12 protein-coding genes are annotated in these 12,939 nt (G+C 73.4%); 3 read left to right on the forward strand and 9 right to left on the reverse strand.

What is annotated here, in order from left to right:
• Positions 1-29: 29 nt before the first annotated feature.
• The 7 genes from ftsL to FHS23_RS11530 form a co-directional block, all read right to left on the reverse strand.
• The gene (gene ftsL, locus FHS23_RS23920) at positions 30-878 is read right to left on the reverse strand and encodes a cell division protein FtsL (RefSeq protein ID WP_183652944.1); all 849 of its coding nucleotides are present in this window, start codon (positions 876-878) and stop codon (positions 30-32) included.
• A complete protein-coding gene (gene rsmH / locus FHS23_RS11505) occupies positions 875-1,834 on the reverse strand; it encodes a 16S rRNA (cytosine(1402)-N(4))-methyltransferase RsmH (RefSeq protein WP_183652947.1) in 960 nt (319 codons plus the stop codon). The genes ftsL and rsmH overlap by 4 nt, the downstream gene beginning before the upstream one ends.
• A 198-nt stretch (positions 1,835-2,032) precedes the next feature.
• A complete protein-coding gene (gene mraZ / locus FHS23_RS11510; RefSeq protein ID WP_183652950.1) occupies positions 2,033-2,464 on the reverse strand; it encodes a division/cell wall cluster transcriptional repressor MraZ in 432 nt (143 codons plus the stop codon).
• Between the two features lie 476 nt (positions 2,465-2,940).
• The gene (locus FHS23_RS11515) at positions 2,941-3,723 is read right to left on the reverse strand and encodes an ESX secretion-associated protein EspG (protein ID WP_183652953.1); all 783 of its coding nucleotides are present in this window, start codon (positions 3,721-3,723) and stop codon (positions 2,941-2,943) included.
• Complete coding sequence (locus FHS23_RS11520) at positions 3,720-4,361, reverse strand: PE-PGRS family protein (protein ID WP_246381938.1); 642 nt, start codon at positions 4,359-4,361, stop codon at positions 3,720-3,722. Before FHS23_RS11520 ends, FHS23_RS11515 begins: the two co-directional genes overlap by 4 nt.
• The gene (locus tag FHS23_RS11525; protein ID WP_343053837.1) at positions 4,358-4,915 is read right to left on the reverse strand and encodes a DUF3558 family protein; all 558 of its coding nucleotides are present in this window, start codon (positions 4,913-4,915) and stop codon (positions 4,358-4,360) included. Before FHS23_RS11525 ends, FHS23_RS11520 begins: the two co-directional genes overlap by 4 nt.
• Before the next feature lie 155 nt (positions 4,916-5,070).
• On the reverse strand, positions 5,071-5,466 hold the full coding sequence (locus FHS23_RS11530; protein WP_183652957.1) for a hypothetical protein: 396 nt from the start codon (positions 5,464-5,466) through the stop codon (positions 5,071-5,073).
• A gap of 212 nt (positions 5,467-5,678) precedes the next feature.
• Between FHS23_RS11530 and FHS23_RS11535 the strand changes: the two genes are divergently transcribed.
• The 3 genes from FHS23_RS11535 to FHS23_RS11545 are packed head-to-tail and all read left to right on the forward strand — an operon-like array spanning position 5,679 to position 10,772.
• A complete protein-coding gene (locus FHS23_RS11535; protein ID WP_183652960.1) occupies positions 5,679-6,872 on the forward strand; it encodes an AAA family ATPase in 1,194 nt (397 codons plus the stop codon).
• Between the two features lie 13 nt (positions 6,873-6,885).
• Positions 6,886-8,247 (forward strand): DUF58 domain-containing protein, encoded by a 1,362-nt coding sequence (locus FHS23_RS11540; RefSeq protein WP_183652963.1) that lies wholly within the window; start codon positions 6,886-6,888, stop codon positions 8,245-8,247.
• Positions 8,244-10,772: a transglutaminase TgpA family protein gene (locus FHS23_RS11545; RefSeq protein WP_343053838.1), complete on the forward strand. Its 2,529-nt coding sequence runs from the start codon at positions 8,244-8,246 to the stop codon at positions 10,770-10,772. Before FHS23_RS11540 ends, FHS23_RS11545 begins: the two co-directional genes overlap by 4 nt.
• Before the next feature lie 276 nt (positions 10,773-11,048).
• Here the strand turns inward: FHS23_RS11545 and FHS23_RS11550 are convergent, their stop codons facing one another.
• Together FHS23_RS11550 and FHS23_RS11555 are read right to left on the reverse strand one after the other, a co-directional pair.
• A complete protein-coding gene (locus FHS23_RS11550) occupies positions 11,049-11,468 on the reverse strand; it encodes a DUF3040 domain-containing protein (RefSeq protein ID WP_183652966.1) in 420 nt (139 codons plus the stop codon).
• A 206-nt stretch (positions 11,469-11,674) separates the two neighbouring features.
• Positions 11,675-12,928: a DNA polymerase IV gene (locus FHS23_RS11555; RefSeq protein ID WP_183652969.1), complete on the reverse strand. Its 1,254-nt coding sequence runs from the start codon at positions 12,926-12,928 to the stop codon at positions 11,675-11,677.
• Positions 12,929-12,939 lie beyond the last annotated feature (11 nt).

The raw sequence follows: 12,939 nt of genomic DNA on the forward strand, positions 1-12,939 counted from the left end.
CCCGCACCGGCGGCAGGCGGGACCGGGAGTCAGTCGGCGGTCTCCCCAGCGCCTGAGTCCGCGGGCCGGTCACCGTCGCCGGTGGTTCCAGTGTCGCCGCCCCGGCCGCCGACGCCGCCGTCCCCGCGGTCACCGCGCGTGTCGTCCCCGGCCTGCCGGTCACGCTGCTGCGCCCGGTCGCCCTGCGCATCGCCCGCCTGTCCGTCACCGGCCTGCCGGTCACGGCTCTGCGTGCCGGCACCGTCACCCTGTGCACCGCCGGAGCGCCCGTCACGGTCGCCCGCGTCGTTCGCGTCCCCGCCGGGACGCCCGGTCGACGGCTGCTGCGGTGCGGGCGGGCTCGCCCGCTCCGACTCACCGACCACGCGCACCGTGCCGTCGTCGCGCACGACGAGCCGGGCCGGATTGCCGCCCGGCACCATGCCCAGGTCCCTCGCACGCTCCGCGAGCCGTGCCGGCGCCTCGGCCGAGGCGACCGCGCGCTGCAGTTCCTCCGACCGCTCGGCCAGCGAGGCGTTGTTCTGCCGGAGCTGTTCGAGGCGGTACGAGTCGGAGATCGCCTGGGTCGAGAGCCACAACGTCGTCGCCACCCCCACGGCCATCAGGGCCATGAGCATCAACACGAACGACGCGCGCGATTTCGGCCAGCTCAGTCGAATGCGCAGCCTGCGTGGCTCCGGCGTCTCCCGGCGTTCGGTCTGCCGCTGCAGCGTCTCGGCGCGCTGGGCCCGCCGGGCGTACGCGCGCTCCGCCGCGGAACTGCGTCGCCGCGGCGATCCGGTTTCGGGAGCGGAGGTCGGCGCCTGCCTCGCGGTGCGGCGCGGGGTCTGCCGCGGCCGCTCGACCGGCTGAGTACGAGGACGTGCGGGTGCAGTCATGAGGCAGCCGCTCCAATCCGCTCGGCCGCGCGCAGCCGTACCGACGCCGCACGCGGGTTGTGCTCGATCTCCTGCTCGCCCGCCTTCTCGGCACCGCGGGTGAGCAGGCGGAACTCGGGTCCGTGCCCGGGAAGCTCGACGGGCAGCCCCTCCGGGGTCCGCGAGGTGGCACGGTCGGCCAGGGCACGTTTGACGATGCGGTCCTCGAGCGAGTGGTAGGCCTCGACGACGATCCGGCCGCCCTCACGCAGTGCGTCGAGCGCGGCCGGCACCGCGGCCCGCAGCACGTCCAGCTCCCGGTTGACCTCGATGCGCAACGCCTGGAACGTCCGCTTCGCAGGATGTCCACCTGTGCGCCTGCTCGCTGCGGGCACGACGTCGTAGAGCAATCGCACGAGACGGTCGCTCCGGTCGAAGGGCTCGGATTCCCGTTCCGCGACGACGGCCTTCGCGATCCTCTGCGCGAACCGCTCCTCGCCGTACTCGCGCAGGATCCGCGTCAGCTCCGCGACCGAGTACGTGTTGAGGACGTCGGCGGCCCGCGGGCCGGTGGTCTGGTCCATCCGCATGTCCAGCGGAGCGTCCTGCGCGTAGGCGAACCCGCGGTCGGCGACGTCGAGCTGCATCGACGAGACACCCAGGTCCATCAGTACGCCGTCCACATGCGACAGCTCGAGCTCGTCCAGGACGTCGGGCAGCTCGTCGTAGACCGCGTGGACGTAGTCGACCCGATCGCCGTGACGAGACAATCGCTGCCGGGCACGGTCGAGGGCGTTCGGATCCCGGTCCAGACCGACCAGCCGCAACCGCGGGTGGTCGGCCAGCAGCGCGTCGGCGTGGCCGCCGAGGCCGAGCGTGGTGTCGACGAGCACCGCGTCCCGGTCCCTCAGCGCGGGAGCCAGCAATGCGGTGACGCGGTCGAGCAGCACGGGCAGGTGCGCGGAATCACTGGTCACTGCGCCCCCTTCCGCCCCGCCCCACCGGGACTTCTCTCCCCGACGCGGGGCGGATGCCTACAGGTTGCGGGCCTGATACCGGGGAAGGTGCATCAGGGCCGCAGCCTGAGGGCATCCGCGCCCACGTCGCCTGTCGTTGCTTCCCGTGTCCCCGACGACCCGGGAAGCACGCCGCGACCGGACGTCGGAGATTCCGTGTCAGAAGACACCGGGCAGGATCTCCTCCTGCGCCTTGGCGTAGTTGTCCTCGTTCTCGTCCAGATAGGACTGCCACGCCTCGGAATCCCAGATCTCCAGCCTGGTGATCGCCCCGATCACCACGCATTCCTTGTTGAGCCCGGCATAGCGCCGCAGCTCGGGTGCGATCGGAATCCGGCCCTGGCTGTCCGGCCGCTGCTCATCGGTGCCCGCGAACAGGTACCGCTGATAGGCCCGCACCGATTCGTTCGTGAACGGGGCCTCCGCGACCTTCCTGGCCATCTGCTCGAACTCCGCTCGCGGGAAGACGTAGAGGCAGTGGTCCTGACCTTTGGTGATCATCAGGCCCCCGGCCAGCGCTTCCCGGAACTTCGAGGGCAACGTGAGCCGCCCTTTGTCGTCCAGCTTCGGGGTGTGAGTGCCGAGGAACATCGGCCTCCACCTCCCCTGCCGAGCCCGCAGTCCTTCCCGTCGGACCTGCCGGCATCGACCACGGAGCTCCCTTCCGCCCCACTGGTCACCACCGTACCCCACTTCTCCCCACAGTCAACGAGAAAACCGCGAGAGCAGCCGGGTTTGCGACGAGTTCACGCAGGTCACAGCAGTGGTTCAACCGTGGGGAGAAGTGGGGGAAGATCGCCGCCCCGGGGGATGTCACCGCCGCGGAGACGAATATCCGGCGCCGGTTTGGTCCGATTCACTGGGCGAATCCGGGGACCGGGACGCCCGGTGGGCGGCGGTGGGCAGCGCCGTGGGGAAGGGTGGCCGGGCCCGTGGGGCACGGTGAGTGGGGCCGTGTGGGGTGAGGGGCAGAGGTGGGGGATGGAGGTGGGGATGGAGGTGGGGTGGAGCCGTCCGAGAAGAGGCTCGACGAGCGAGCCGGTGGGGTGCGCGGCCGGCCCGGGCCGTCAGCGGATGCCGGCGGCCGCCGCGGACCCGGCTCGGGTGGTCTGTTCCGCGACGAGGTCGGCGAGCCGGGTCGCCACCCGTTCGCGGTCGGCAGGCGCGAACGTCAGCCAGGAGTCGTCGTCGGAACGCGGCGCCACGGTGGCGGTGTAGGCGCCGACGTCGGTGAGGAACCAGCTCAGGCCGCCCTGCCGGACGAGCCGGGTGGCCTCGCGCCGGTACACGGAGAACTGCCCCGCGGCGAGTACCGGCCGCGCCTGAACGGCCAGCACCTCCCGCACCTGGTCGTCGCGTGACCGCGAGCCGCTGCCGCCGTCGTACACGGGGTCGGCCGCCGCGTCGAGCGCTGTCGAGGGCAGACTCACGCCCCGTCCGGGACCTGCGTCGACCTCGGGCAGGATGGCGGCCGCCTCGGCGCAGGCCCGGCCGTCGCCCACGGTGTCGAGGCCGATGGTCCGGTTCGGCTGCACGGCCAGCACTCCCCTGCCGCCCGCCGACTCGGCGACAAGGCCGCGCAACGGGTCGGTGTCGGCGGCGTCGAACAGCACTTCGCAGTCGATCAGCACGGAGGCGCGGGCGATCCCGGTCAGCCGGGCCCGCAGGGCCTCGTCCAGCTCGCCGGGATACAGGCCGCGGTCGGCGAGATTGGCGTAGACCTCCTGCCGGATCCGCGCGCGTTCCTCGGCGGTGCTGCCCACGCTCGGCACGGCCAGCACCGCGGGCGGTGGGCCGAGGTCGAGGTCCGACCAGAGGACGTCGAACGCCGACGCCGAGAGGCGGATCATGCCGGCCCGCCCAGCCGCGGCGGCACGGTGAACGACCGCACCCCCGCGGCGTCGCGCAGCGCGAGGTCGCGCGCGTGGAGCACGTCGACGGCCCGGCGCCGGGCCTCCTCCGCCTCGGCGCGGCGCTGCGCCATCGCGTCGGTCAGACCTGCGAGGGCTGTGAGATCGCCGGCGCCCATGGCGTCACGGATCATCCCGCCCGGGTCGTACGACACCGGATCCGGCATGGCCGACCGCGCGTGCGCCGCCGCGCCCGCCTGCGCCGAGACGGCGCCGCCCAGCGCGTCGGCGGTCGCGGCCGCCTGGCCCGCCCACGCCGTGGCCCGGTCCAGCGCGGCCCGCAACGCCCGGCCCGCCTCGCCCTGCCACGCCTCCTCGGAGGCCGCCGACGAGGCCGCCAGCTGCTCGCTCGCCTGCTGCAACGTCCGGCCGAGACTCCGCCAACCCTCTCCGATCTCGCCCGCGGACTCGGGGTCGTTGCCGGCATCGACCAGGGTCTTGAGCCGGTCGTGGCTGTACCACTCGTACCGCACGTCCGGCTGGGGAACCCGGGACTCGCCGGCGTCGCCGCCTCCGCCCGCCGCGGTCCCGTGCGATGGTTCACCGTGTCGGGATTCGTCGTGTCGGGATTCGCTCATCCGGTTCTCCCCGGCAGATCGGGTGCGATCAGCTCCGCCACGGTGGACGCGCGCTCGCAGGACTCACGGGTGCCGCGGAAGTCCGCCGTGGACACATCGATGTGGACCGACGAGGTGGACCCGGCGGCGAGCAGCACCGTGCAGGTGCCGTCGTCGGCGACCGGGTCGGCCACCCGCTGTGCCTCGCGGCCCGCGATCCGCAGCGGCGTAGCCTCCCCGTCCGGCCGGAGGTCGGCCAGTGCGGAGGTCGTGTCGAACGTGACGGTGACCCCGCCGGCGCCCTGTTCGGTGTAGTCGCACGCCGGGACCGAACCGACGGTCCGCCGCTCGCCCGGCACGGCCAACCCTGCGGTCGACCGTTCGGCGGGAGTCAGCCATGCGCACGGATCGGTCTCGGCCGGGGACGCACTCGACGGCTCCGCACTCTCCGACGGCGTGTTCTCCGACGACGCGGCCGGGGACGCACCACCTGGGCCCGCCGCCTCCCCGCCCGCCGCGCCACACGCGGAGGCGCCGAGCAGGCCCGCCGCCGACAGCACCGTCACGAGCGCCACGCGCAGCGGTGATTCGACCCCATGCGATCCGAGCCCGCGCGATCCGAGTCGATGTGCTCCGACCCCATGTGCTCCGACTCGATGTGCGCCGGAACCGCGCGCTCCGGGGCCGGTACCCGCGGAGCCCGTGCCGCGCGACCCCGGGAACCGCCCGTTCACCCGCCCTGACAATCGACGCCCTTCAGTTCGCCCTCGGCCTGTTCGTCCTGCTGTCGGTACTGCTCGAGCGCGCCGTTGATCCGGCTTCGCAGCTCCGCGAGCTCCCTGCCGAACGCCACGAGCGCATCCGACACGGCACCCGAGGACGGTTCACCGCCGCCGGCCGGGTCGATGCCGTAGCGGGCCATGAACTCGCCGATCTCCCCGGCGTAGCCGTCGCCCAGCGGCACCGACCGGCCGAGGACCTTCGCCTCCCTGACGAGCCTGCCGACCACGTCCTGCAGCTCACCGATCCGCTGCAGCGCGTCCTCGGCCAGGTCGGGCGCGACGGCGAAGGCGCCCGCAGGCAGGTCGACCGGGCCCGTCACGGGCGCGGGCGCACCACTCGTCATCGCGTCATGCCTCTCCGTGACCGGACGATTCCAGGCCGCAATCCTAGGCGACCACGCGCCACTGTCCAGCCCTCGTTCGTGCCGTACGGCCCGTGCCCCGTGTGCTCGTTGTCACCGTCTCACCACGCGGGGTGAATCTCCACGTTTCGCCCGTGTTTGACACACTCCGTGGGACCCTGGAGCAGGGCGCATGCACGGAATGTGGAGGTCGCGTGACGTCGAGAGGGCACTCTGCCGCAACCACCGAGGACTTCGGTGAACGCCCCGCGTACCCGACCCCCGCCGGTCCGGGCGTACAGCTCGGGCTCGGAGACCTGCACGACACGGCGCAGCGCATCGCGGCCAACGTGGAACGGGTGCTGGTCGGCAAGCCCGAGGTCGTCCGCATCGCGCTCGTCACGCTGCTGTCCGAGGGACATCTGCTCGTCGAGGACGTTCCCGGCGTCGGCAAGACCTCGCTCGCCAAGGCGTTGGGCCGGTCGATCGACTGCACCGTGAGCCGCATCCAGTTCACACCCGACCTCATGCCCAGCGACGTCACGGGCGTGTCGATCTACAACCGCCAGCAGGCCTCGTTCGAGTTCCGGCCCGGCCCGGTGTTCGCGAACATCGTCGTCGGCGACGAGATCAACCGCGCCTCCCCCAAGACGCAGTCCGCGCTGCTGGAGTGCATGGAGGAACGGCAGGTCACCGTCGACACCACGACGTATCCCCTCGACTCGCCGTTCATGGTGATCGCCACCCAGAATCCGGTGGAGATGGAGGGCACGTACGCCCTGCCGGAGGCCCAGCGCGACCGCTTCACCGCGCGGGTCTCGATCGGCTACCCGGACCCGCAGGCCGAACTCGCGATGGTGGACGAGCACGCGGGAGACAACCCGCTCGACGGCCTCATGCCGGTGTCGGACGGCGAGACCGTGCACCGGCTCGCCCGCGCCGTCCAGCAGCTGCACGTGGCGCACGAGGTACGGCAGTACGCGGTCGACCTGGTGTCGGCCACGCGCCAACTGCCGGAACTGCGACTCGGCGCCTCTCCCCGCGCGACGTTGCAGCTGATCCGCGCCGCCCGCGCCCAGGCCGCACTCTCCGGACGCGAGTTCGTCGTACCCGACGATCTGCACGCGGTCGCCGTGCCGGTGCTCGCGCACCGGCTCGTCCTCACCACCGAGGCACTCGCCGCCCGCCGCTCTGCCTCGGACGTCGTCCACGCCGTCCTGCAGCGGGTTCCGGTTCCGCAGCGCGCCGCTCCCACAGGCAGTGCCGGCGCAGGAGCACCGGCACCCGCGGCAGGCGGCCATCCCGCGCCCCCGCACACGAGCAACGGTCACGGCGGTCACCGGGGGCAGCCCGGCGGCGCAGGCCGTCCCGGCGCCCCGGACGGCCACGGCGGCCCGTACGGCTACTGAGCACGGATCGACCATGACCAGCTACGCGGCCGGTGTCCCGGCACCGCACGCGGCCCCCGAGCAGACCCGCCCTCCGGCGGAGTCACGCCGCCGACCGGCCCTCCTGCGGGCCCTGTCGGGTCTGACCACCCGTGGCCGTTGCCTGCTCGCAGCGGGCGTCGCAGCCGCGGCCTGTGCCGTCGTTCTCGACGAACGCGGCCTGCTGCGGGTCGCGGCCTTCGTCGTGGCACTGCCTCTGCTGGCCGCGGCACTCGCCGCGGTGTCGAAGGTCCGCATCGGCGCTCGCCGCATCATCACACCCGAACGCGTGCCCGCGGGCGGTGACGGCGACGTACGCCTGGACCTGTGGCGCACCGGCCGGCTCCCCGCGGGGGAGATCCTGCTCGAGGACCGGCTGCCGCACCCGCTCGGCCCGCGGCCGCGCTTCGTGGTGGAGCGGCTTCCCCACCACCCCGTCACACTGCGCTACCCGATCCGGCCCGGCATGCGCGGCGTCCACCGCATCGGCACGTTGCGCGCGACCATCACCGACCCGTTCGGGCTCTGCGAGGTCGACCGAGACCTCGTCCCGCCGTCAGGCGTAGTGGTCGTGCCGCGCGTAACCCCGCTGCGCGGCCGTCCCGGCGGCGCGGGCACCGGCGGGGTCGACAGCGGCGACGTCCGTCACCACGCGGGTCAGGGCGATCCGGACGTGATGGTGCGTCAGTACCGAACCGGCGACGACATGCGGAAGGTCCACTGGCGTTCGACGGCGCGACGCGACGAGATCATGGTCCGGGTCGAGGAACGGCCCTGGCGAGGCGGGACGACGGTGCTGCTCGACCGGCGCGCCGCCGCGCACCACGGCGTCGGCCGTCCCGACGGCAGCCTCGAGTGGGCGGTCGAGTTCGCCGCCAGCGCGTGCGTGCACCTGAGCGGTTCCGGCAGCCCGGTGCGACTGGCCGACGAACGCGGCCACGTCCTGGCCGACATCCCCGACGGAGCCGGCCACGCGGGCGGCGGGGTCGTCCTCGACGCGCTCGCCGCTCTGCAGCCCGCGCACGAACGGGATCTGACCGTGTCGTCGGGACCGGCGCACGCCCAGGGCCACGAGCTGATCGCCGTCCTGGGCACGGTCGGCGCCCAGGGGGTTGCGGAGCTGACCCACACCCGCCCCCGCGGCGCACCCAGCCTCGCGGTGCTGCTGGACACCGCGTCGTGGCAGGACGCGTCGTGGCAGGAACCGGCCGCAACGGTCGCCGACACGGCGGCACTGCTCCGGGCCGCGGGCTGGCGGGTCGTCGTCGCGGGCAGGGACGCAGGCGTCGCCGACATCTGGGCGGAGCTGTGCCGCGCCACCACGACCAGCCCGCTGCAGACGGGTGATTTCCGGTGAACGCGCCCGCACCCCCGGCCGCACCGCCGGCCGCCCCCTCGCCGCCGCGACGGCGGCCACGGCTCACGCTGCACGGGATCATCGGCCCGCTCATGGCCGCGCTCGCGACGATCGCCGTCTCCACCGCGCTCACCGGCGTCGTGCAGGGATGGTCCTGGTTCGGTGACGTCGCGGCGGCCGCCCTGCTCATCGCGGGCACCGGCATCGCCGCGCGCGCCGTGCGGCTGCACCCGTTCCTCGTCGGCGCCGCGCAGCTGCTGGCGCTGCTCGTACTCGTCACCGGATCGTTCACCACCGGCGGGGTACTCGGGCTGCTGCCGGGGCCCCAAGCGTTCGGCGAGCTGCATCAGGTGCTCACCGCCGGGTTCTCCGACATCCGCACCGGACTTCCCCCGGTGGGCGCCAGTGACGGCATCCGCTGCCTGATCATGATCAGTGTCGGTCTCGTGGCGCTCGTGGTCGACCTGCTGGCCGTGACCGCCGCCGCGCCGGCCGCGACAGGCCTGCTCCTGCTGTGTGTCCACGCCGTACCGTCCGCGCTCACCTCGGAGCTGCTGCCGTGGTGGACGTTCGCGCTCGGGGTCGTCGCCTACGCCGCGCTGCTCGCCGTGGACGGCAGCCACCGGCACCGCGACCGCGTGTGGCGTACCCGGGCGCCGGCACGCGGATCGGGCGCCGGCGTGAGCGCGATGACCGCCCCGTCGGCACTCGTCGTCACCGCCGTCGTCGCAGGCCTGGTCGCGGGCGCGACGCTGACTGTCGTCGGCACCGAGGGCAGCCTTCCCGGATCGGACTCCGAGGAGCAGGCGGCGCCCGGCGGACTCGGCGTGGAACCGTTCACGTCGCTGCGCGGCATGCTCGGCGACCGCTCCCCCACCCGGATGTTCGAGGTCGACGGCCTCGGCGACAACGCACCCCTGATGCGCGCCTTCACCCTGTCCCGCTACATCCCCGGGCAGGGCTGGGGACTGCCGGACGGCCGCAGGATGCCCGCGGGCCGACCCGCCGACGGCCCCCTGCCGACCGCACCGGGCGACACGGTCGCCGGTGAGTCCCGCACCGTCCGCGTGACACCCGTCAACTGGACCGACGTCTGGCTGCCGACCTACGGCAAGATCCGCAGCATCGACCCGCCCCCGGGCGACTGGTATTACGACCGCACCAGTGGGTCGGTCTACAGCGAGGACCGGCGCAGGCCACGCACCTACACGATGACGACGTCGCTGGCCGAACCGACCCGTGACCGGCTCCGTGCGGCGGGCACCGTCACCGGCCCCGACCCCCGGTACCAGGAGGTCCCTCAGGTCGATCCGCGCGTACGTGCCCTCGCGCGCGACCTCACCGCCGACGAGCCGACGACGTTCGGCAAGGCCAGGGCCATCTGGCGGTACTTCACCGACCCGTCCAACGGATTCGTCTACGACACCGAGACCGCACCGGCCTCGGACCCCGACGCGCTCGCCGACTTCGTCCTACGCGGCAAGCGCGGATTCTGCGAGCAGTACGCCTCCGCCATGGCGGTCATGCTCCGCTCCCTCGACGTGCCGTCCCGAGTGGCCGTCGGCTTCACGCGGGGCACCACCGACGGCCGGGGCACCCGGGTCCTGACGTCGGAGGACGCACACGCATGGGTCGAGGTGTACTTCGGCGACGACCTCGGCTGGGTCACGTTCGACCCGACCCCACTCACCAACGGCCGCGGGTACACACCCGACTACCTGGACACCGGGGAGAACTCGGCACCCGACGAGCCGACCGGGTCGTCGCAGGCCCCGGAGAGCTCGTCGCCCGCGTCCCCGGAGCCGTCGCAGCCCGCCGCCGGGCCCGATCAGCAGGCGCAGAACGACGAGCAGGCCGGGCCACCACCGCAATGGCCCGGCTGGCTGGCAGGCGCCCTGCTGGCGGTGACGACCGCAGGCGTCCTGGCACTCGGCCGACGCCTCACCACCGGCCGCGCCGCTCCCGGCGCGGCGATCGCGGCCGTCGTCGGCAGCTGGCTCGTCGCGGTGGCACTGGCAGCATGGCTCGTGCACTGGGCCGTCGCACTCTGCGTGTTCCTGCTCGTCGCCTGCCTCGTGGGGCCCGCGTGTACCCGCGAGCTGATCCGCGAGCGCAGAATCGCCGAGGTGTCCCGCCTCACCGACGGGTCGCCGGACGCCGCCTGGCGCGAAGTGCTCGCCGAATGCGCCGACCGGGGCCTCGACCTGCCGGCGACGGCGACACTCAGGCAGTCGGCGGAGACCGTCGGCGACCGCCTCGGCCTCGACGACGCGGGCCGCCGCGACCTGCACACGATCGTCACCGTCGTGGAACGGGCGTGGTACAGCCCGGCAGGTGCGGCCGGCGCGTCACTGAGCCGCCCCGAGTCTCCCCAGCCCTCCCAGTCTGGCCAGCCCTCCGAGTCAGCCCAGTCGGAACTGCAACGCGCCCTCGCGGGACTGCGCGAGAGCTTCGCACGCTGCGCACCGTTGTCCTGGCGGCGACGCATCCTGCCGCGGTCACTGCTGCGCCGTCGCGAGCACTGAACCCGCGTCGCGGGCACGCCGAGCGCCCCGCGCACGACCCCGGCACCGCCGCTCGGCGGCATCCACCCCGGCGGCGTCCACCCCAGTGGCGGCCACCCCGTCAACGGGGACCGGACACGGCCGGACACGACTCGAGCAGGGCTCCGCGTACGGGAGCCCTGCTCGAGCAGAATCGTGCGATGACCACTGACGCCGGATCACGCCGCTGCGGAACACCGTGCCGCGGGATCCGGGGTCACGGGGCCCGGTGCCGCGGCGCGGACCGGCCGGGCGTCGTCATCTGTCGTCGAACCTCTGGCGGAGCCGGTCCTCCATCCGCTGGGAGAACGGACTGCGCCGGCGCTGTCCGGCGCCGCCGGACGAGCCGCCGCCGGAATCCCCGGAACCGCTACCGGATTCCTCCTCCGGCTCCCCACCTGCTCGCATGGCAGTGACGACGAGCACCACCCCCAAGAACATCGCCAGGAAGCCGAACACGCTGATCAGCGGGATCTCGGCGACCCGCACCGGCACGACGACGCCGAGCACGAGCAGGCCGATGCCCAGCACGAACAGCGCGGCACCCTGCAGGCGCCTGCCACGCTTCGGGCGACGTACCTTCGCGCCGCGTACCGACGATGCGAACTTGGGGTCCTCGGCATAGAGCTCGCGCTCGATCTGGTCGAGCAGCCGCTGCTCATGCTCGGAGAGTGGCATCTTTCCTCCTCCGGCACAGCGCTTCCCGGCGCCACCTGGCGGCACCGGACCGCATTTCATCGTGGACCCTGACAGCCCCGGTCGGGGTGTCGGACTCCAGGATACGAGCACCGCGCGTCGGCGACTACCCGATCTCCCCTTCCGGCGGCAGTGTTTCCAGCGGCGACGTCCGGCGGTGCGCGAGCGGGCACGGAACGCGACGGACGTCACCTCTCATCGGGTGACAACAACGACGCCGGCCGCACGGCCGCGGCACCGAATCGGGAACGCGCGTCGTCGGCGGCGACCTCCGCGTCCCGCCACCGGGGCTCCGGTGCATCGAAGGTGAGCTGTTCTGCGGCGTCACCGGCCGTCAGACCTTCCACGCGCACGCCCACGAGGCGCACGGCCGCACCGGAGGCGGCCTCGCGGAACAGTTCGGTCGCGGTGGCGTGGACCTCGTGGGCGACGTCGGTGGCGGCGGACAGCGTGCGTGCGCGGGTGATCGTTCGGAAGTCGGAGAACCGCACCTTGATCGACACGGTCCTGCCTTTCAGGGCTTTCCGGCGCAGGGTCGCTGCGACCCGCTGGGCCAGTCGCAGCAGCTCGCGTTCGCACGCGCCGCGGTCCTGGACGTCGGCGTCGAAGGTGTGCTCGGCACCCACCGACTTCTCCTCCGACTCCGGCACGACGTGGCGGTCGTCGTGGCCGTGGGCCAATGCGTGCAGGTGTTCCCCCGCCGCGGCGCCGACACTGCGGCGGAGACGGTCGACCGGGGCCGCGGCGACGTCCGCGATCGTGGCGTAGCCGTGACTGCGGAGCGCGTCCTCGGTGCGCTTGCCCACGCCCCACAGCGCCGACACCGGCAACGGGTGCAGGAACGACAGCGTCTGGGCGGCCGGGACGACGACCATACCGTCCGGCTTGGCCATCCCGGAGGCGAGCTTGGCGACGAACTTCGCCCTGCCGACGCCGACCGAGCAGGTGATGCCGTGATCGGCGGCCACCCGTTCGCGGATCCGCACGCCGATGTCGGCGGGCGTCGCGGACAACCTGCGCAACGCCCCGCTGACGTCCAGGAACGCCTCGTCGAGGCTCAGCGGCTCCACCAGCGGCGTGATGTCGCGGAACAGGGCCATGACCCCGTCGGAGACCTCCCGGTAGGCGTCACGGCTGGGCGGCAGCCACACCGCGTCGGGGCACAGCTTCCGTGCGGTCGCCGCGGGCATCGCCGACCGCACGCCGTAGCGCCGCGCCTCGTACGTCGCCGACAACACCACGGACCGCGGTCCCGCACCCGCCACGACCACCGGCCTGCCGACGAGCTCCGGGCGGGTGCGCAACTCGACGGCCGCGTAGAAGGCGTCCATGTCGACGTGCAGCACACCGCATCCCGAGTCGTCGGGCACCTCCGCCCGCGGGGCACCGGTACGCACCAGGAACCGCTCGTGCCCGCCGGGCAGCTGCGCATTACGTCCCACGGCGCCAGAGT

Origin of the sequence: Prauserella isguenensis, assembly GCF_014191605.1 — a bacterium.
Lineage (GTDB): Bacteria > Actinomycetota > Actinomycetes > Mycobacteriales > Pseudonocardiaceae > Prauserella > Prauserella isguenensis.